Annotated in this window: 18 protein-coding genes and 2 pseudogenes; 14 read left to right on the plus strand and 6 right to left on the minus strand. The window is 46.7% G+C overall.

All coding sequences use genetic code 11. The features are described from left to right. Window positions 1–101: 101 nt before the first annotated feature. From MKY10_RS03940 to MKY10_RS03960, 5 genes are read left to right on the plus strand one after another with little or no spacing between them, the layout of a single operon-like run. Window positions 102–866: a glucose-1-phosphate cytidylyltransferase gene (locus MKY10_RS03940; protein WP_014479136.1), complete on the plus strand. Its 765-nt coding sequence runs from the start codon at window positions 102–104 to the stop codon at window positions 864–866. Between the two features lie 6 nt (window positions 867–872). Then, window positions 873–1841, plus strand: a complete 969-nt coding sequence (locus tag MKY10_RS03945) for a GDP-mannose 4,6-dehydratase (RefSeq protein WP_015252592.1) — start codon at window positions 873–875, stop codon at window positions 1839–1841. Window positions 1842–1864: 23 nt separating this feature from the next. After that, window positions 1865–2776 carry a putative nucleotide-diphospho-sugar transferase gene (locus MKY10_RS03950; protein ID WP_015252591.1) on the plus strand — a complete coding sequence of 304 codons (912 nt, stop codon included), beginning with the start codon at window positions 1865–1867 and terminating at the stop codon, window positions 2774–2776. 28 nt (window positions 2777–2804) lie between these two features. Beyond that, the gene (locus MKY10_RS03955) at window positions 2805–3983 is read left to right on the plus strand and encodes a glycosyltransferase family 2 protein (RefSeq protein ID WP_015252590.1); all 1179 of its coding nucleotides are present in this window, start codon (window positions 2805–2807) and stop codon (window positions 3981–3983) included. Then, window positions 3984–4919, plus strand: a complete 936-nt coding sequence (locus MKY10_RS03960; RefSeq protein WP_015252589.1) for a putative nucleotide-diphospho-sugar transferase — start codon at window positions 3984–3986, stop codon at window positions 4917–4919. Window positions 4920–4949: 30 nt separating this feature from the next. On the opposite strand, the gene MKY10_RS03965 is transcribed toward MKY10_RS03960, so the two are convergent. From MKY10_RS03965 to MKY10_RS03975, 3 genes are all read right to left on the minus strand, one after another. Then, the gene (locus MKY10_RS03965; protein ID WP_339226202.1) at window positions 4950–6179 is read right to left on the minus strand and encodes an MFS transporter; all 1230 of its coding nucleotides are present in this window, start codon (window positions 6177–6179) and stop codon (window positions 4950–4952) included. A gap of 111 nt (window positions 6180–6290) precedes the next feature. Further along, window positions 6291–6998: a YjjG family noncanonical pyrimidine nucleotidase gene (locus MKY10_RS03970; protein ID WP_015252588.1), complete on the minus strand. Its 708-nt coding sequence runs from the start codon at window positions 6996–6998 to the stop codon at window positions 6291–6293. A gap of 92 nt (window positions 6999–7090) precedes the next feature. Beyond that, complete coding sequence (locus MKY10_RS03975; protein WP_015715491.1) at window positions 7091–8476, minus strand: amino acid permease; 1386 nt, start codon at window positions 8474–8476, stop codon at window positions 7091–7093. Between the two features lie 249 nt (window positions 8477–8725). Here MKY10_RS03975 and yfmT point away from each other — a divergent pair, with 249 nt between their 5' ends. The 6 genes from yfmT (at window position 8726) to MKY10_RS04005 (ending at window position 15451) form a co-directional block, all read left to right on the plus strand. Beyond that, window positions 8726–10183, plus strand: coding sequence for a benzaldehyde dehydrogenase (gene yfmT, locus MKY10_RS03980; protein WP_019712579.1), 1458 nt, complete (start codon window positions 8726–8728; stop codon window positions 10181–10183). A gap of 13 nt (window positions 10184–10196) precedes the next feature. After that, entirely contained in the window at window positions 10197–11057 is an 861-nt protein-coding gene (locus MKY10_RS03985) for a methyl-accepting chemotaxis protein (RefSeq protein WP_015252586.1), read from the plus strand. Between the two features lie 133 nt (window positions 11058–11190). After that, a complete protein-coding gene (locus tag MKY10_RS03990) occupies window positions 11191–13080 on the plus strand; it encodes an ABC-F family ATP-binding cassette domain-containing protein (protein ID WP_015252585.1) in 1890 nt (629 codons plus the stop codon). 121 nt (window positions 13081–13201) lie between these two features. Beyond that, on the plus strand, window positions 13202–13648 hold the full coding sequence (locus tag MKY10_RS03995) for a YfmQ family protein (RefSeq protein ID WP_015252584.1): 447 nt from the start codon (window positions 13202–13204) through the stop codon (window positions 13646–13648). A 124-nt stretch (window positions 13649–13772) separates the two neighbouring features. Further along, window positions 13773–14195 (plus strand): MerR family transcriptional regulator, encoded by a 423-nt coding sequence (locus tag MKY10_RS04000; RefSeq protein WP_014479143.1) that lies wholly within the window; start codon window positions 13773–13775, stop codon window positions 14193–14195. A 65-nt stretch (window positions 14196–14260) separates the two neighbouring features. After that, on the plus strand, window positions 14261–15451 hold the full coding sequence (locus MKY10_RS04005) for an MFS transporter (RefSeq protein ID WP_015252583.1): 1191 nt from the start codon (window positions 14261–14263) through the stop codon (window positions 15449–15451). A 35-nt stretch (window positions 15452–15486) separates the two neighbouring features. Here the strand turns inward: MKY10_RS04005 and MKY10_RS04010 are convergent. Further along, window positions 15487–15643 (minus strand): annotated as a pseudogene (locus MKY10_RS04010) (GNAT family N-acetyltransferase); the annotation flags it as partial. A 104-nt stretch (window positions 15644–15747) separates the two neighbouring features. Here MKY10_RS04010 and MKY10_RS04015 point away from each other — a divergent pair. Continuing rightward, window positions 15748–15894: pseudogene (locus MKY10_RS04015) on the plus strand (hypothetical protein); the annotation flags it as partial. Between the two features lie 125 nt (window positions 15895–16019). Here the strand turns inward: MKY10_RS04015 and MKY10_RS04020 are convergent. Continuing rightward, window positions 16020–17576: an ABC-F family ATP-binding cassette domain-containing protein gene (locus MKY10_RS04020; protein ID WP_033883242.1), complete on the minus strand. Its 1557-nt coding sequence runs from the start codon at window positions 17574–17576 to the stop codon at window positions 16020–16022. A 172-nt stretch (window positions 17577–17748) separates the two neighbouring features. Between MKY10_RS04020 and MKY10_RS04025 the strand changes: the two genes are divergently transcribed. Further along, a complete protein-coding gene (locus tag MKY10_RS04025; RefSeq protein ID WP_015252580.1) occupies window positions 17749–18879 on the plus strand; it encodes a DEAD/DEAH box helicase in 1131 nt (376 codons plus the stop codon). Between the two features lie 67 nt (window positions 18880–18946). Beyond that, window positions 18947–19393, plus strand: a complete 447-nt coding sequence (locus MKY10_RS04030; RefSeq protein ID WP_015252579.1) for a GNAT family N-acetyltransferase — start codon at window positions 18947–18949, stop codon at window positions 19391–19393. A 52-nt stretch (window positions 19394–19445) separates the two neighbouring features. Here MKY10_RS04030 and MKY10_RS04035 read toward each other — a convergent pair whose 3' ends face one another. Beyond that, on the minus strand, window positions 19446–20465 hold the full coding sequence (locus MKY10_RS04035; RefSeq protein ID WP_044052601.1) for an NADP-dependent oxidoreductase: 1020 nt from the start codon (window positions 20463–20465) through the stop codon (window positions 19446–19448). Window positions 20466–20572: the final 107 nt, after the last annotated feature.

Consider the following 20572-nt stretch of genomic DNA (forward strand, 5'->3'; position numbering starts at 1 on the left):
AAACCGGATTGAAATCGGACAAATTATCGGGGAAATGCCTTGATAGATTGTGAAGATGTACCAGGTTTCGAACTCAATATTCATAGAGATGAGGGGTAGAGATGAAAGCGGTCATTCTCTGCGGCGGAAAAGGAACGAGAATGAGTGAAGTCACGAATGACATTCCTAAACCGCTCGCCATGATAGGCGGCAAACCGATTCTATGGCATATTATGAAAATTTATCAGTACTACGGAGTAAACGAGTTTATTCTGCTTTTGGGCTATAAAGGAGAAAAAATCAAGGAATACTTTCTCGACTATGAATGGAAGCACAACAGCCTGACACTCGACAGCTCTACGGGAGAGGTACAGATGCTGGGGCAGCCTGAAACGTGGAAAATTACGTTTTTGGAGACTGGGGAAGATACGCTGACAGCCGGAAGAATCTTGCAGGCGAAAGACTATATCGGTGATGAAACATTTCTGCTCACCTATGGAGACGGGCTGGCCAATATCAATCTTTTTCATCTCATCAGCTATCATCAGACAAAAGGTGCTGCCGCGACTGTCACCGGGATTGACAAAGTCTCGCAGTTTGGCACCTTGACAGTTGAGGACGGCATGGCGAAAACATTTTCTGAGAAGACATCAAGTGACGGAATCATCAACGGCGGATTCTTCGTTCTCAGTCCAAAGGTTTTCGATTATTTGCCTAAAGACGGGAACACGATGTTCGAAGATGAACCGCTGAAGAACCTTGCCAAAGACGGGGAGCTTGCTGTGTACCGCCATTACGGATTTTGGACGGCCATCGATACGTATAAAAATCTCTTAGAAGTCAACAAAATGTGGAATCAAGGACAACAAGTATGGAAGGTATGGTGAATCGATTTGAGTTTCTGGAAAAATAAAAACGTATTTGTCACGGGATGCACAGGTCTTTTAGGCAGCTATTTGGTGAAAGAGCTGATCGATCAGGGCGCAAACGTTACGGGGCTTGTCAGGGATCATGTGCCTCAATCCAATCTTTATCAGGGAGAACATATCAAGAAAATGAATATCGTGCGGGGCTCTCTTGAGGACTTGGCTGTGATTGAACGCGCGCTTGGCGAGTATGAGATCGACACTGTCTTTCATCTTGCTGCACAAGCGATTGTCGGCGTGGCAAACCGCAACCCGATTTCTACCTTTGAAGCGAATATCCTCGGCACCTGGAATATTCTCGAAGCCTGCCGCAAGCATCCGTTAATTAAGCGGGTCATTGTCGCTTCAAGTGATAAAGCTTACGGCGATCAAGAAAACCTTCCATACGATGAAAACATGCCGCTGCAAGGCAAGCACCCGTACGACGTCTCAAAAAGCTGCGCAGATCTGATCAGCCACACCTATTTTCACACGTACGGGCTTCCGGTCTGCATTACGCGCTGCGGAAACTTATACGGCGGCGGAGATTTGAACTTCAACCGCATCATTCCTCAGACGATTCAGCTTGTGCTGAACGGGGAAGCGCCGGAAATCCGAAGCGACGGCACATTTGTACGGGACTACTTCTATATCGAAGACGCCGTTCAGGCTTATCTTCTTCTTGCAGAAAAAATGGAAGAAAACAATCTTGCCGGAGAGGCCTTTAACTTCAGCAATGAGATCCAGCTGACCGTACTTGAACTGGTAGAGAAGATATTAAAGAAAATGAACAGTAATCTGAAACCTAAGGTGCTGAATCAGGGAAGCAATGAAATCAAACATCAATATTTATCCGCGGAAAAAGCAAGAAAGCTGCTGAATTGGACACCGGCCTACACTATTGATGAGGGACTTGAAAAAACGATTGAGTGGTATACGAAATTCTTCAAAAAGTAATGTGAAACGAGGTGAACAAGACTGTGACCAGCGCGTATTGCACCGTTTTATCAAAAGGAAGATTATATCAGGCAGTCGCTTTGTTTAAGTCGTTAGAGCAAGTTGATCAAGACAGTCCCATTTTTATACTTTGCATGGATGAAGATACGCACCGCGTGTTACAGAAGCTGAAGATGAAGCAGCTGAACCTTGTGCCGGTGGCCGCTCTTGAAAATGAATTGCTATTGAAGCTGAAGGAAACTAGAGATCAAAGTGAGTATTGCTGGACGATGAAGCCGATCTTTCTGCAAGCTGTACTGAACAGCAATCCTGAGCTGGAGCGCGTGACGTATATTGATGGGGACCTCTTTTTCTATGCAGATCCATCGCCGATTTTTGAAAACCAGCCGGACTGCTCGGTGCTGCTTTCACGGGGGGATATTGTAATCCCTTCTTTTGAGAAAGAGCAGATTGACATGCTGCAGCGTCTTTTAGGCAGGTATAATTCCGGGTTTATCAGCTTCAAGCATGATGATGCAGGCACGGATTGCTTGGAGTGGTGGAAGGAACGCTGTCTTGAGGAATGCAAAAATGCACCGGGTGAAGGGAAATTCGGTGATCAGGGCTATTTGGATTATATGTCTGAGCTGTTTCCGAATGTGTGTGACATTACAACACCCGGCGTGAACATCGGGCATTGGAATTATGGGCAGCATACGTTTTCCTGGAAAGATGGCCGGATCGTGCTGGAGGATGGCAGTCCGCTGATCTTTTATCATTTCAGCGGATACCGAATCGTCAGCATCAATGAAATCAAACAGATTCATGAAACAACCCGCAAAGATCTGCCGTTTGTGCATGAACTGTATCAAGAGACACTGCCGCATATCATTCAGCACATGAAAACGTTAGACCCTGAATTTAACGGTTTTGCTTCAAAAGATGACAACAAATAAATGAGTAAATACAGGAAGTGAAAATGAAGTGAAAGCAAGCGTTATTATTCCTGCATATAATTCAAAGGAGCGCCTTTACAACAGCCTTCTGTCATTAAACCAGCAGGAGTGCGATGAAGAATTCGAAGTCATTGTAGCGGACAATGGCTCTGAGGACGGGACGCTCTCGATGCTTGAGTCATTTCAAGCTGATTTTCCGCTGATCTTTACACGGATTAAAGAAAACAGGGGCATTGCGTACGGACGAAATCAGGCGCTTCGCAATGCCAGAGGAGACATCCTGATTTTCCATGACAGCGATATGCTTGCGGCAAAGGACCTTGTGGCAAAACATATTAAAGCCCATGAGAACGAAGAGAATCTCGTCGTGTGCGGGTTGTTTTGGAAACGGATCTACAGTTTTTATTATGAACGGTTTGAAGAAGAACATAAGGAACAGCTCGCAAAGCTCACAGATGAAATGCCGAAGAAAGACAAACAAAAGCTGCTGGAGGAAGCAGACATCAAAAACGGAAGCTTTCTTGATAAAAGCTTTGACCTCGATACCGACTTTATAGACGTGCTCAAGAAGATTTTAGATGAGTACGGCGATGACTTGAAAGGCTATCATATGCCATGGCGCTTTTTTATCACGAATAATTCCTCTGTGAAACGCAAGCATGTGGTTGACCTCGGTTTATTTGACGAAGGCATTGTGAGGTACGGGTTTGAGGATTATGACCTCGGGATCAGGCTTCATCAGGCCGGATTGACCTTCAGGCTTCGCCGCGATATTGTCAGTGTTCATCAGGAGCATCCAAGCAATTGTAAATCTGTAGATGATATTCGGGCCAACATTGCCTATATGTGCGATAAATACAATAACATCCGCTCCTTAGACGTTCATCTCGCTTTTAATGGGCCGTTCCCGCCTGACATGACGAACAGAATCATGGCTGATATTCAAAAGCTGCTGGAATCACAGAAATATGATATGCTGCTGAATCTGTTTCTTGAGCTTCTGCATGTTGTTAAAGAGCGCAACATTGATCCGGATTGGCGAAAGAAAGCCCCAAGGGTGACGGCAAAAAGCTTTGATTTACAAACTGTCCGCAAGCTTCTGCCAAAAGCGAAGAAAAAGCTAGGCGTAAACGATTTTGCCAACGCACTGTATGCGCTTGTCAACGATTTGCTGCACGTGGATCTTAGATCATTGGATGTGGTATAAGTGAGTACATTTCATTTTTCAACGATAGTGTCAAGGACACATATCTTTAAGCTCATGCCTATGATTCATTCTCTCCATGAGCATTGCGATGATTTTCATTTATATGTGCTGTGTGTCGACCAGAAAGCGTATGAATTGCTTCAGCACGTTCCATGGGAGCATGTAACCTTTGTGCAGCTGCATGAAATGGAAGACCCGGAGCTGCTGAAAGCGAAAAGCAACAGAACGTTTCATGAATATTGCTGGACGTTAAAGCCCGCCTTTTTGTTTCATGTGATGAGCAAGTGGGATGACGCTGAATACTTTGCCCATATGGATACGGATCTATTTTTCTTTTCTGATCCGGCGCGTATTTTTGCAGAAAACCCAACGGCGTCTCTGTATTTGACTGATCATCGTAATTCGCCGCGCTTCATGTCCTACTACGACCGAACCGGACGCTTTAATACAGGCTTTGTCGGTGCCGGTAATACAAAGGAAGCATATGAAGCGGTGTGGCAGTGGAGACAGGACTGTATTGAATTTTGCACGGTCGAAATGGATACGGAACGCAAGACATACGGTGATCAAAGATATGTGGAGAAATGGCCGGAGCAGTTTAAAGGTGTTCATGTTGTCAAATCAATAGGAGCCAATACAGCGCTTTGGAATATCGAAAACTATAAGGTCGGGCAAAAGGACGGCCGCGTGTATATAGATGAAACGCCGCTGATTTTCTATCATTTCTCTGGGTTTACACTGGTGACAGAAAAAGAGTTTAATCTTTGCTGGTACTACCGGATTGAAGACGAAGCGACAATTGAGATGATTTATATGCCGTATATATTAAATCTGAAAAGATGGATTGATGAAATACAGTCGGCGTTTCCGGACTTTGCGGATGGCTTTATCCCGAAGCACGCAGTGCCTGACACTCATTTTATCCAGCTGGATTAAAAAAACCCCTGCCGCCTGGCAGGGGTTTTTTCAGCTATGCCATTCTCTCAGCTTCTGGTCACTTGGCAATAGGAAGGCAAGGATGCCGAGAACAGGGAGAAAGGCAATGGCGATTATCGTCGGTGTCAGGCCCGCGGCGTCAATCAGAGCGCCCAGCGCCACAGCGCCGATTGCGCCCATCCCGAAGGCAAGCCCGACGGTTAAACCGGACATTGTGCCGATTTTTCCAGGAACTAGCTCCTGTGCGTAGACGACCGTTACAGAAAAGCTCGACATCAGAACCAAGCCAATCAATGCGAGCACGCCATAGGCGAGAACCGGGCCGGCAAATGGCAGCACAATCGCCAGCGGCGCCGAGCATAACAGCGAACCGAGAATAACGAAGCGTTTTCCAAAACGGTCTGCAAGCGGGCCGCCGAGAAACGTGCCGATCGCGCCGAACAGCAAGAAGACAAAAATATAGCTTTGTGCCTGCTGAATGCTTACGTGATATGTATCCATCGCGTAAAACGTGTAAAAGTTACCGATCGCACTCGTATACCAAGAACGAGCAAAAATGAGAAATATAATAATAATAAGAGCAGATACAACAGATTTGGTGATGGCCGTGTTTTCAGCCGTTTTCTTTTGCTTGCCTGATTTCTGGGCAAGGCTGCCGAGACGTGAGGCGTACCATTTCGCAATATACATGAGAAACATAACAGCAAGCGCGGCGACAAGCGTGAACCAAACAGCGCCGAATTGCCCGAGCGGCACAAGGATCAGCGCGGTGATCAGCGGCGCCATCGCCTGGCCTGAGTTTCCGCCCACCTGATAAATCGACTGGGCGAGCCCGCGTTTTGTGCCGGCGGCCATATACGCCACACGGGAGCCCTCCGGATGGAAAATGGCCGAGCCTAATCCAATGAAAAACACACAGCATAAGATCGTTATGAATGACGGGGCAAATGCAAGGCCCAAAATGCCAAGCATGCTGGCGGTCAAACCGACTGGCAGCGCATACGGCCGCGGCCGTTTATCGGTATACCAGCCGACAACAGGCTGCATGACGGATGACACCATGTTTAATGTGAAAGCAATGATGCCGAGCTGTGTAAACGTCAGGCTCATGGAGCGTTCCAAAATAGGGAACATGGCCGGAATCACAGCCTGAAGCGAATCGTTGAGCATATGGCAAATTCCGATAATAATCAAAATCGGATACACCGTGGTGCCTGGTTTTTGAACTGTTTTTTCTTTTAACGGGGCGGCGATAGCCAATTGAGTCTCCTCCTTACATATATAACCAAAGCATACCACCATATTATTCATAAGGTGAAGAATTTATCAAGAGGAAAAAAGACTCTTATGAAAGAAACGCCGTCAGCCTGATTAGCAGCTGACAGTATTTTCGATATTCAAAATGTGATATAGCTCTTCAAGCTTACGAATCTCATAGGTTGGTATGATCTCTGGCACATTCGGCTTCATGTCAGGGTTCATCCAGCAAGTATCAAGCCCGGCGAGCTGTCCGCCTTTGATATCAGCAGTCAGTGAATCCCCAATGATTAATGTGTGCTCTGCTGAAAATTGAGGAATCCGTTCAAATACGTAATCGAAATATTCCTTCATCGGCTTTTGGAAGCCTGTGTCTTCAGAAACGAAAATGTCCTTGAAGAATGAAAATAATCCTGAATCACGGAGACGCTTATATTGTGTGTGAGACACGCCGTTTGTCACGATGTACAAATCAAACTGTTGCTGCAGATTTGAGATGAGATCAAATGCACCGTCAATAAGCTGATGTCCTTCTTCAAGAAAGCGGCGGTATTTTTGCTCAAGCAAAGCGCCGTCCGCTTCGTAAACGTACTCCTTGAGCAAAGCGGAAAAACGTGTGTTTACGACTTCATCCCGTGTCATCTTACCTTCTTCAAAGGCTCTCCAGAGACCTTGATTGATGGTTTTATACTGCGCCTTCATGTCATTTGTTAAAGGAATGTTCTGATCTTCAAACAGCAAACGCAGGGCTAAAGCTTCTGCCGCTTGAAAATCAAGGATGGTATCATCTACATCAAATAATAAAGTGCGGTATCGTTTCATCTGTGTGTCTCCCTTTCCTCATATGTATTCAAAGTATAGCACATAAAAAAAGGAAAAAGCCGGCGGGTGAGGCACCGCCGGCTGAAAAGAGATTATTTGTTTAATAAGCTGTGTTTTCTCGAATATAGGAAGTAAACCAGTGTTCCGACAGCGATCCAGATGACAAATGAAAGCCATGTGACGCCGGGAAGGCTGTACATGAACCAAAGGCAGATGCCTGCGCTGATAATTGGCACAACCGGAACGAACGGCACTCTGAAGGACGCCTTGATTTCAGGATGTTTTTTTCTTAGCACAATGACAGCAACGGAAATGACCGTAAACGCGGCAAGTGTTCCCATGTTCACCAGATGGGCCAGCGTTCCGAGGTTAATAAAGCCGGCGATTCCCGCTGCAACGATTCCTGTCAGCCATGTGTTGCGGAACGGGGTTTTAAATGACGGATGAACCTTTGCGAACAATCCAGGCAGAAGGCCGTCTCTGCTCATGGCAAATGTCAAACGAACCTGAGCGTACAGCAAAGCGAGCATCACCGTCGTAATCCCGATAATCGCACCGACAGAAATAATTCCGGCAACAGCGTCCTGTCCGACGAATTTCAGCGCAAAAGATACAGGATCTCCGACATTCAATTTGGCATAAGGCATCATGCCTGTCAGCACAAGCGATACCGCGATGTACAGAACCGTGCAGACGGCTAGAGCTGAAATAATGCCGACGGGCATGTTTTTTTGCGGATTTTTCACTTCCTCTGATGCGTTTGAAACCGCGTCAAACCCAAGGTACGCGAAGAATACAGTGGCAGCGCTAAGTATGACGCCTTTCATCCCGAATGGCATAAAAGGAGACCAGTTGTCCGGTTTCACATAGCCGATGCCGACAATAATGAACAATAAAATGATCGCGATTTTCATCAGTACAATAACGTTGTTAAAGCGTGTGCTTTCCTTGACGCCTCTGCTGACAATCGCAGTGATGAGGAGAATGATCACCGCAGCCGGAAGGTTAAATACGGCGCCCGCCGTGCTTCCCGGCGCTCCTGTCAGTGCAGCCGGAATATGAAGATTGAAGCCGGCAAGCAGTGATTGAAAGTATGAAGACCAGCCGGTGGCAACCGCCGACAGTGCAATGACATATTCAAGCATGAGATCCCATCCGATCAAAAAGGCGAGCAGCTCTCCAAGTGTCACGTATGAGTATGAGTACACGCTTCCCGAAATCGGAATGGAAGACGAAAACTCAGCATAACAGAAAGCAGCCAGCGCACAGGCGAGCCCCGCTAAAATAAACGATATGATGAGGGCGGGACCTGCACCGGTCGCTGCCACTGTTCCTGTAATGACAAAAATCCCTGTACCGATGACACAACCGATACCGAGCAAGGTTAAATCAAATGCGCTTAACGTACGGGCAAGGCTTTTTGACTTGCTCTGCGCACTCAATGTTTCAAGCGGTTTTTTTCTAAATAATGAACTCATCAAAAGTTCCTCCTAGAAATATTCAAAATATTCTAATCATTATATGCAGTTCTTGTTGTATTATATTGTCGAAATTTGACGCAGTCAATAAAATATTTTTCTGCTTTAAATGATAGAAGCGAAACAGCGTTGTCGTATCATAGGATAGTAATTTTTACTAATCGTATATTCAATTTTATGCAAGATGAACCGATAGAAAAAATAGATTCGCCCATATTTTGATTTGCGGTTATAAAGGAGATGCTGACCATGTTTCAATATGAAGAGTTGAATAAACAGTTTATCGGCGGGAAATGGCAGGAGGGCAGCAGCCCAAATGTATTGGAAAACAAAAATCCTTATACTCAAAAAACATTCACAACATTCCGTAAAGCGACTGCTGACGATGTAGATGAAGCGTACAGGGCAGCGGCGCTGGCGAAGAAAAAATGGGATGCGGTCAATCCGTTCGAGAAAAGGACCATTTTAGAAAAAGCCGTCACGTATATCGAAGAGAACGAAGAAGCCATCATTTATTTGATTATGGAAGAGCTTGGCGGAACAAGGCTCAAAGCAGCTTTTGAAATCGGTCTTGTCAAAAACATCATAAAAGAAGCGGCAACGTTCCCTGTCCGCATGGAAGGCAAAATTCTTCCGTCCACAATAGATGGCAAGGAAAACAGATTATATCGCGTGCCGGCAGGTGTTGTCGGTGTCATCAGTCCGTTTAACTTCCCATTCTTTTTATCTATGAAATCAGTGGCGCCTGCACTCGGAGCCGGCAATGGCGTTGTGCTAAAGCCGCATGAGGAAACGCCGATTTGCGGCGGAACGCTGATTGCGAAAATTTTTGAGAACGCGGGAATTCCAGCGGGGCTGCTGAATGTTGTTGTCACAGACATTGCTGAAATCGGCGACAGCTTCGTTGAGCATCCAGTGCCGAGGATCATCTCATTTACCGGTTCTACGAAAGTCGGCAGCTACATCGGACAGCTTGCGATGAAGCATTTTAAAAAGCCGCTTCTTGAGCTTGGCGGGAACAGTGCCTTCATCGTACTTGAGGATGCAGATATAGAATATGCGGTCAATGCGGCGGTGTTCAGCCGATTTACACATCAAGGACAGATTTGCATGTCAGCCAACCGCGTGCTTGTTCATTCTTCTATTTATGACAAGTTCCTTGAGCTGTACCAGGCAAAAGTGGAATCGCTGAAAGTCGGCGACCCAATGGATCCTGATACGATTATCGGGCCATTAATCAACAGCAGACAGACGGACGGGCTGATGAAGACTGTAGAGCAAGCAATTGAAGAAGGCGCTGTACCAGTGAAGCTTGGCGGATTTAACGGGACGATCGTGGAACCGACGATCTTAAAAGACGTCAAACCGTTCATGAGCATTGCCAAGGAAGAGCTGTTCGGACCAGTCGTCTCCTTTATGAAGTTTGATTCAGAAGACGAGGCGGTGGATATCGCAAACGAAACCCCGTTTGGCTTGAGCGGTGCCGTACATACGTCAAATCTTGAGCGCGGCGTGGCTTTTGCGAAACGCATTGAAACGGGCATGATTCACGTCAATGACACGACCATCAATGATGAACCGAATGTAGCCTTCGGCGGTGAAAAGCAATCAGGCCTCGGCCGTTTAAACGGTGAGTGGAGCCTCGAAGAATTTACAACGCTGAAATGGATCTCGGTCCAGCACGAAAAACGCAGCTTCCCTTATTAATGAAAAGGAGTGAATGGAATTGACCATAAATACGGAAAAAGAAACCGCAGATATTCTGGACGCATTTATCAAAGTAGCCCCTTATTTAAACAGCCTGGTTCAGGATGATATTACAATCGGCATTTATGATACGGAAAAACTGCTCGTGAATATACCGGCCAAAACCTTTTCGCTGAACGTAAAAGCCGGCGATCCGCTGCAGGAAGGGGATATTATCACTGATGCCATCCGCAGCAATGAGAAGAAGACGAGTATGGTTCCGAAAGAATTGTTCGGCTTTCCATTGATCGCGCGTGCCATCCCGCTGCACGACGAGAATGGAAGAGTCATTGGAGGCGTCGGCCTCGGAACGAGCCTTGAGGAGTCGTCAAAGCTGCATGATGTGGCGGAAAGCTTATCGGCTGTCGTTGAACAAACGGCCGCGGCTATTTCCGACATTTCTGAATCAATTAACGGGTTTTCAACTCAAATGTCGGGCATTTCCTCTCAGGCGAAAAAAGTAAGCGAAAGCGCCGGTGAAATCGCCGATATTTCAGTAACTGTTAAAGGCATCTCGGACCAAAGCAATCTGCTAGGCTTGAATGCCGCGATCGAAGCGGCAAGAGCAGGGGAGTCTGGAAAAGGATTCTCTGTCGTCGCAGATGAGATCAGAAAGCTAGCGACGCATTCAAAAGAAAATGTCGGCCAAATTGACCAGATTACGAAAAAAATCCACAGCCTGCTGAAAGGGCTGGAGGAATCCATTGAGTCGATTAACCAGCATACAGACGGACAAGCCGCTGCCGTTGAACAAATTTCCGCCACGATGCAGGAGATTTCAGGAAGCGCGCAGCATCTTGCAAAAATGGCCGAAAAAGCGCTTGAGGAAGAGTAAGAGACCGGGGACAAATGTCCCCGGTCTTTTTCTATCCTGCATTTCCATGAAATTCGTCTGACGTTTTACTAGTTTTATTCCAGCGGCTGATTTAAAATGTACACATGAACTTACGTGAGGATTGATAGGAACCATGAGCATATTAAAAGCGGAAAATCTTTATAAAACATACGGAGATAAAACATTATTTGACCATATCTCCTTTCATATTGAAGAGAATGAGAGAATCGGATTAATCGGGCCGAACGGAACAGGAAAATCAACGCTGCTGAAAGTGATTGCCGGCTTGGAATCTACCGAAGAAGGAGAAATCACGAAATCCGGAAGCGTGCAGGTCGAATTTCTTCATCAAGACCCGGAGCTGCCTGCGGGGCAAACAGTGCTGGAGCATATCTATTCCGGTGAATCGGCTGTGATGAAAACCTTGCGTGAATATGAAAAAGCGCTGTATGAACTGGGGAAAGATCCCGAAAATGAACAGCGCCAGAAACACCTGCTGGCAGCACAAGCGAAAATGGACGCAAACAATGCATGGGATGCAAACACCTTGGCAAAAACCGTATTGTCTAAGCTGGGCGTCAAAGACGTAACAAAACCGGTCAATGAGCTCTCAGGCGGCCAGAAAAAACGGGTAGCCATTGCCAAAAACTTAATTCAGCCCGCTGATCTGCTCATTTTGGACGAGCCGACAAACCATTTGGATAATGAAACGATTGAGTGGCTTGAAGGGTATTTAAGCCAATATCCCGGCGCCGTCATGCTGGTGACGCACGATAGATATTTCTTAAACCGTGTCACCAACCGCATTTATGAGCTTGAAAGAGGCAGCCTCTACACGTACAAAGGCAACTATGAAGTGTTTTTAGAAAAACGCGCGGAACGGGAAGCGCAGGCTGAGCAAAAGGAAACGAAGCGGCAGAACCTGCTGCGCCGCGAGCTGGCCTGGCTCAGACGAGGAGCGAAAGCCCGCTCCACAAAACAAAAGGCGAGAATTGACCGGGTAGAGTCGCTTAAAGAGCAGAAAGACCCTCAGTCATCAGGTTCACTCGATTTTGCCATTGGCTCGCACCGTCTCGGAAAACAGGTTATTGAAGCGGAGAACGTCATGATCGCTTATGGCGGCCGCATGCTCGTCGACCGTTTTAATGAACTTGTCATACCAGGTGAACGGATCGGGATCATCGGGCCAAACGGCATCGGGAAAACAACGCTGTTAAATGCCCTTGCCGGCTGTCATACGCCGGACGGAGGCGATATTACGATCGGACAGACGGTCAGAATCGGCTACTATACTCAGGATCATAGTGAAATGAACGGTGAGTTAAAGGTCATTGACTATATAAAAGAAACGGCGGAGGTCGTAAAAACGGCAGATGGCGATATGATTACAGCTGAACAAATGCTCGAGCGTTTCCTCTTCCCGCGTTCGATGCAGCAGACGTATATCCGCAAGCTGTCCGGCGGGGAAAAACGCCGTTTATACTTGCTTCAGGTTCTCATGCAGGAGCCGAATGTCCTGTTTCTCGATGAGCCGACGAACGATTTGGATACTGAAACATTAAGCGTTCTTGAGGATTATATTGACCAGTTCCCTGGCGTCGTCATCACCGTATCCCATGACCGCTATTTCCTTGACCGCGTCGTCGACCGTTTGATTGTATTTGAAGGAAATGGCGTCATTTCCCGCTTTCAAGGCTCCTATAGCGACTATATGGAGGAGTCAAAAGCGAAAAAAGCGGCCCCAAAACCGGCAGCTGAGGAAAAAACGGCTGAAGCCGAGCCGAAGAAAAAACGGAAAAAGCTTTCTTACAAAGACCAGCTGGAATGGGATGGCATCGAAGATAAAATTGCCCAGCTGGAAGAAAAGCATGAGCAGCTCGAAGCTGACATCGCCGCAGCAGGCAGTGATTTTGGCAAAATCCAAGAGCTGATGGCCGAGCAGGCGAAAACTGCGGAAGAGCTTGAGGCTGCGATGGACCGCTGGACAGAATTGTCCCTCATGATCGAAGAACTGGAAAGCTAAAAAGCGTGGCCGCAGCAGGCCGCACTTTTTTCACATAATGGACAAAAACGAATCGGCCTGCTTATGTTAGGATAAAATTGTGTGTCAGCGGCACATGGAAAACTAACGGAGATGATGAAGTATGACATGGGCGATCGTGATGTTAATTCTCATGAGTCTGGTGAAAATCGTATTAACCTGTCTTCCTACAGGCGTCATAGAATGGCTGCTCGGCAAATTTGAAGTGCACGCCAAGCTGAGTGACGAAAATGCGAGTCTCTCTCTAGATGGAAAACGCCTCGAGGGTGCAGAGAAGCAGAAAGTGATTGATCAATTTAACGAAGCTATCTTCCTGGAAAAATATTATATCTATCCAGGTGATGAAGAGCGTTATTTACATCCGGAAAACGGCGGCACGCCGCTGATGATAGATACAAAAAAAGGAAAAAAAGACGTGAAGCTGTTCGTGTACCGCTATGACGACCATATCGACGTCGTGAAACAGTACAAGAAGAAAGTGATCGCGTATCGAGTGCTTTCTGAAAGCCTTCAAAAAGAGTCTCTGTCAGTGGCGGGAAGTTTAGCTTAAACAGGAAAGTGAAAGACGGGTGCTTTATGCTGCTCGTCTTTTTTATTGTTTTTTAAAACTTAACGTTTACGTTAAGGTTCAAAAGGTGTATAATGGTAACAGAAACGGTGAAGGGGGATTTACCTTGGAATGGATGAAGATTGATCAAGTGGCCAAAAGGAGCGGACTGACAAAGCGGACCATCCGGTTTTATGAAGAAATCGGCTTGATTCCGGCGCCGAAACGGACAGACGGCGGTGTAAGGCTTTATTCAGAGGATGATATGGAGGAGCTTGAGAAAGTCATCAGCACAAAAGAGGTGCTCGGTTTTTCCCTTCAGGAGCTTCAGCATTTCATGGAAACCAGCCGCCAGCTAGAGTTAAACAAAGAGGGGTATTTGTTGTCACTGGATCCTAAGGAACGGAAAGAAAAACTGGAGGAAATTCAGGAAACCCTGAATCACCAGCTGAGTTTGATTGATGAGAAAATCCGCACATTCCAAAGCTTTAAAGAACGCCTGCAAGGCATGAAAGGCAAAGCGGAACGCGCCATTCAATCAATCGAATGAAAAGTTTGCCAAACGCTATTTTTGTAGCGTTTCTTTTAATGGAATAAAGATGGAGGTCAGGTCAAATGGATAAGACAAAACAAGTGAATCAGAAAACAGGCTTGCTCAGCCAGCCAAAAGCGGTATGGGCTGTCGCATTTGCCTGTGTGATTTCCTTTATGGGAATCGGGCTGGTCGATCCAATTCTTCCGGCCATTGCCGCACAATTACATGCTTCACCTAGTGAAGTATCACTCTTGTTTACAAGTTATTTGCTTGTAACCGGATTTATGATGTTTTTCTCAGGAGCCATTTCCAGCCGCATCGGCGCGAAATGGACATTAATTCTCGGACTTATTTTTATTATTGTGTTTGCGGGGCTTGGCGGCAGCTCAAGCTCAATCGCTCAGTTAGTCGGCTATCGCGGCGGCTGGGGATTAGGGAATGCTTTGTTTATTTCAACAGCGCTTGCGGTCATCGTCGGCGTATCAGTCGGTGGCAGCGCCCAAGCGATTATTTTGTATGAGGCTGCGCTCGGTCTCGGGATTTCTGTCGGGCCGCTTGCAGGCGGAGAGCTTGGAAGCATTTCATGGCGCGCGCCGTTTTTCGGAGTATCTGTCCTGATGTTTATTGCGTTAATCGCGATTTCTTTCATGCTTCCGAAATTGCCGAAACCGGCGAAACGCGTCGGTGTGTTTGATGCGATGAAGGCGCTAAAATATAAAGGCCTTTTAACAATGGCGGTATCGGCATTCTTATACAACTTTGGATTTTTTATTTTGCTTGCTTATTCTCCGTTCGTTCTGGATTTAGATGAACACGGTCTTGGATATGTCTTCTTCGGCTGGGGCCTTCTGCTGGCGATTACGTCAGTCTTTACGGCGCCGCTCGTGCACAAAGCGCTGGGCACAGTGCGTTCGCTCGTCGTTCTCTTTATCGCCTTTGCGGCCATTCTCGTTATTATGGGGATCTGGACAGACCATCAGACTTTGATTATTACATGTATCGTTGTCGCCGGTGCAGTCCTCGGTATGGTGAATACGATTATGACAACCGCTGTGATGGGTTCTGCGCCGGTTGAACGTTCAATCGCGTCTTCAGCCTACAGCTCAGTCCGCTTCATCGGCGGCGCGCTCGCCCCGTGGATTGCAGGAATGCTGTCAGAACACTTTACTGCAAGCACACCATATACAGTAGGCGGAATCGTCGTTTTTGTCGGCATGCTTGTCCTTCTCATGGGACGTAAACATCTTGCTGGAATTAAGGCGGGGCATTAATAACGAAAGACACTGCACAGATGCAGTGTCTTTTTTTAATCGTGGAATTTCCCCATTACTACCGTATTATAGTAATTTCCGTCAGAAAGCAATTTCTCCTTTTTTAAGATTCCTTCTGCTTCAAATCCTTTCGTTTGTTTCCAGGACATTCAGTGAGATTTTTTTAATTTCGTTGGCATCCGCTTCGGTCAGGCATTGATGCGGCTGGGATTTATCTTGGAGAAGCTGAGAATGTGTCCGTTCATTTACGATTGCCATTTCAAGTGATGGTTCATGCTGTAGAGGGGACGTTTGCCATGAAGGCAAAACCTGACGAATATGATCATAAATGTTTAGAAACGCTCTATCAATACATACACAGCGTCATGAAAAACAGCTTTTCTCGGTCGAGTGGTTTACCGCTTGGGAAGATGAGGAGGATTTTGAGCTGTCTGCCAAAAGAGGGCTTGACACTTGATGAATTCACATCTCCATTGCAGCTCATTTTAAAAGACAGAGAGCTTTTGAGAATCGTTCAGAATAAATGGCAGTAAAAACCCGCCCTTTAGCAGGCGGGTTTTTTTATAAATTAAAGCACTTTCGTCGTCCAAGACTCGCAGTTCCACGTTTCTGTCGCGATATCCACATAAAAATCTGGCTCGTGGGAAATGAGCAGAATGGAGCCTTTATATTCTTTCAGGGCGCGCTTGAGCTCTTCCTTGGCATCGACATCCAAGTGGTTTGTCGGCTCATCGAGCACCAGCAGGTTTGTTTCTGAGTTGATTAGCTTGCACAATCTGACTTTCGCTTTTTCGCCTCCGCTTAATACGGAGACGCGGCTTTCGATATGCTTTGTCGTCAGCCCGCATTTTGCCAGAGCGGCACGGATTTCATACTGCGTATAAGAAGGGAATTCGCTCCATACTTCTTCGATGCACGTATTGTTGTTTGTTTCCTTGACCTCTTGCTCGAAATAGCCGGTATAGATGTGCTCACCGCGTTCTACAGAGCCTTCGAGCGGCTGGATTTCACCAAGCAAACTTTTCAACAACGTCGTTTTTCCGATCCCGTTTGCGCCGTAAAGGGCGATTTTTTGGCCGCGCTCCATGCGGAGGTTGAGCGGACGGGACAGCGGGGAATCGTAACCGATCACGAGGTCCTTCGTTTCAAAAATCAGCTTGCCTGACGTTCTCGCCGGCTTAAAGTGGAATTCCGGCTTTGGCTTTTCTGCCGCAAGCTCGATCATATCCATCTTATCGAGTTTCTTTTGGCGGGACATCGCCATGTTTCTCGTGCTGACGCGCGCTTTGTTGCGGGCGACGAAATCCTTCAGCTCTGCGACTTCCTGCTGCTGCTTTTTATAGGCCGCTTCAAGCTGTTGTTTCTTCACCTCGTAGACTTCCATAAACTGATGGTAGTCGCCGACATAGCGTGTCAGCTCTTGATTTTCAACGTGATAAATCAGGTTGATGACACTATTCAAGAACGGAATATCGTGGGAAATCAGGATGAACGCGTTCTCGTATTCCTGCAGGTAGCGTTTCAGCCATTCAATATGCTGTTCATCAAGATAGTTGGTCGGCTCATCGAGAAGCAGAATTTCCGGCTTTTCAAGGAGCAGCTTAGCGAGAAGGACCTTTGTGCGCTGTCCGCCGCTCAAATCGGTGACATCTCGCTCTAAACCGATATCGCTCAAACCGAGACCGCGGGCAATTTCCTCCACCTTGGAATCAATGACATAAAAATCATTGTTTGTCAGCGCGTCTTGAATGACGCCGACTTCTTCAAGCAGCTTCTCGAGCTCATCGGGATCAGCCTCGCCCATTTTGTTGTATATCTCGTTCATTTCCTCTTCCATCGCAAATAAATAATGGAATGCATCTTTCAGGACGTCGCGAATAGATTTTCCTTTTTCCAGCACGGTATGCTGATCAAGGTATCCGACACGGACGTTTTTTGACCACTCGACTTTTCCCTCATCAGGTTCAAGCTTTCCGGTAATAATATTCATGAAGGTTGACTTTCCTTCACCGTTTGCGCCGATCAAGCCGACGTGCTCGCCTTTTAACAGGCGGAAGGAAACGTTATTAAAAATGGCCCGGTCCCCGAAGCCGTGGCTTAAATCCTTTACAGATAAAATACTCATGTTTACACCTCTATCGTTATCAAACACGCACAATCGGCGTGTAATATTCATCCTTTTGATTATAAAGGAGGATTCGGAATGTTGAAAGGTATAGGAAAGAAAAAGAAAAATTGCGTTCCGGGCGAGGTTTTGAGATACTATGGAATAGATTTCAGGAATTGAGGAGAACAAAATGACGCAAACTTGGCCATTTTTACATAATGCACAATCATTTATACAAGAGAATTGGAATGCTTCCGGCTTTCAAACGCCAACCCCTGTTCAAGAGCAGGCAGCCCAGCTGATCATGGACGGAAAGGATGTCATTGCAGAATCGCCGACAGGCACAGGGAAGACGCTGGCGTATGCGCTGCCGGTCTTGGAGCGGATCAAACCAGAGCAAAAGCATCCGCAGGCGGTGATTTTAGCGCCTTCCCGTGAGCTGGTGATGCAGATTTTTCAGGTGATTCAGGATTGGAAAGCGGGCTCAGAGCTGCGCGCGGCTTCCTTAATCGGCGGGGCGAATGTGAAGAAGCAGGTCGAAAAGCTAAAGAAACATCCGCATATCATTGTCGGCACGCCAGGCAGGGTATTTGAACTGATTAAAGCAAAGAAACTCAAAATGCATGAAGTGAAAACGATTGTACTTGATGAAGCGGATCAGCTTATCCTGCCGGAGCATCGCGAGACGATCAAACAAATTATTAAAACGACATTAAGAGACCGCCAGCTTCTATGTTTCTCTGCCACGCTTAAAAAGGAAACAGAGGATGTGCTCCGCGAATTGGCGCAAGAGCCTGAGGTGTTGAAGGTGCAGCGAAGCAAGGCAGAGGCAGGGAAAGTGAAGCATCAATATCTCATTTGTGACCAGCGTGACAAAGTAAAGCTGCTGCAAAAGCTGTCAAGGCTTGAAGGCATGCAGGCACTCGTATTTGTGAGAGACATTGGCAACCTGAGTGTATATGCGGAAAAGCTGGCATATCACCACGTTGAACTCGGCGTTTTGCACAGCGAAGCGAAAAAAATGGAGCGGGCGAAAATCATTGCCGCATTCGAAAACGGAGAGTTTCCTCTTTTATTGGCGACTGACATTGCCGCACGCGGTTTAGACATTGAAAACCTGCCATACGTGATTCATGCTGATATTCCAGATGAAGATGGCTATGTCCACAGATCAGGACGAACAGGCCGGGCCGGAAAAGAAGGCAACGTGCTGAGCCTTGTGACAAAATTGGAGGAATCAAAGCTGAAAAAAATGGCGAAGAAGCTTGGTGTTGAGCTGAGTGAAGCTGTGTATGCAGGCGGAAAACTGAAGACGAAATAAAAAGGAGGGCGGAAAGCCCTTTTTTTGTTGTAAAATAATAGAAAAGATTTTGCGCGGAGGTGGGAAAATGGCTTCAATAGACAGGTTTCAAGTAATGCAGGAGCCAGAGCTGAAAATACTTGAACACTGGTTTGAGAATGAGGATACCAGACGGAGAATGGATGGGATGCTGCCATTAGATGAGTGGTACGCACGAGTAAATAAAGATAAACACGATACTGTCATCATGGCGTATGATGGACAGCTGCCGGCAGGGATGGTCGTTATTGAGTTCGGAGAGGAGCGGACGTATATTGGATTGATCGTCAATCCTTTGTACCGGCTTCAAGGGTACGGAAAACGGATACTGCAAAAGCTGATGACCGAACCTGATTTTACTAGCGTGCGAGAATGGGTGGCATGCATTGAAGAAGACAATCGAATCAGTTTAGCTTGCTTTCAAGCAGCAGGATTCACTTTAGAAGACACGGAACCTGATGAAGATGGTTTTCTTACGCTGATTCTTCGCAACTGATCTCATCGAAACACAAAAGGAGGGCAAAAAGCCCTCCCGTTTTCATCTTCATTCAGCTCGGATCACTGACCTTGATCAGCTGTTTCCCTTTATTTTCTCCCTTAAATAAACCGAGAAACGCGTCAGGAATGTTTTCGAAGCCTTCTGTGATGGTTTCCTCGTAATGGAGTTTACCAGCCTTCAGCCATTCGGCCAGCTGTTTTGCTCCCTCAGAAAAACGATCGGAGTAGTCGCTTACGATAAAGCCTTGCATCAGCGACTTCGTTTTAATGAGTTTTGATTGGACACGAGGGCCCATGTCATCTGCTTCGCTTTTTGCGTTATAGGAAGAAATGGCGCCGCACACCGGAATGCGGGCAAATTCATTGAGCAGATTCATCACCGCGTCTGAAATCGGTCCGCCGACATTGTCAAAATACACATCGACACCGTCAGGACAAGCGTTTTGAAGCGCTTTTTGGATATCATCCGCTGTTTTGTAATTGATGGCTTCGTCAAACTGAAGCTCCTGTTTTAAATAGTCGATTTTTTCATCAGAGCCCGCGATGCCGACGACTCGCGCGCCTTTGATTTTGGCAATTTGCCCGACTGTTGAACCGACGGCTCCAGCAGCTCCGGAGACAACCACGGTTTCGCCTTCCTTCGGGCGTCCGATGTCCAGCAATCCGAAGTATGCTGTTAAGCCGGTCATTCCCAAAATGCCGAGATAGGCCGAAGCGGGAGCAAGGCTTGTATCAATTTTTCGCAAGGCAGACTCGCTCACAGCGGAAAATTCCTGCCAGCTGAGATTTCCGATGGCGATATCGCCTTTTTTCAGATGATTCCCGTCTGACACAACTTCAGCGATAACCCCGCCAGAAAGCGCTTCATCCAAGGCGAATGGCTCAACATATGACTTCGTATCCTGCATACGGCCGCGCATATAAGGGTCAACCGAAACATAAAGCGTTTTGACAAGCACTTCCCCTTGCTTGGGTTCAGGAACCGGAATGGTTTCAAAGCGAAAGTCTTCATGAACAGGAATACCTTGTGGACGTCTTGCTAATTGAATTTGCTGCTGAGATGCTGTCATTTTCATCCTCCTATCACTTGGTTGACATCACTGTAACATGGACAGGAGAGGAAATACAAAAGGTAAGCTGGCAAACAAAAAAGGTTATAGATGAGCTTATGCTTTCT

The organism is Bacillus sp. FSL P4-0290, from assembly GCF_037975435.1.
GTDB lineage: Bacteria > Bacillota > Bacilli > Bacillales > Bacillaceae > Bacillus > Bacillus subtilis.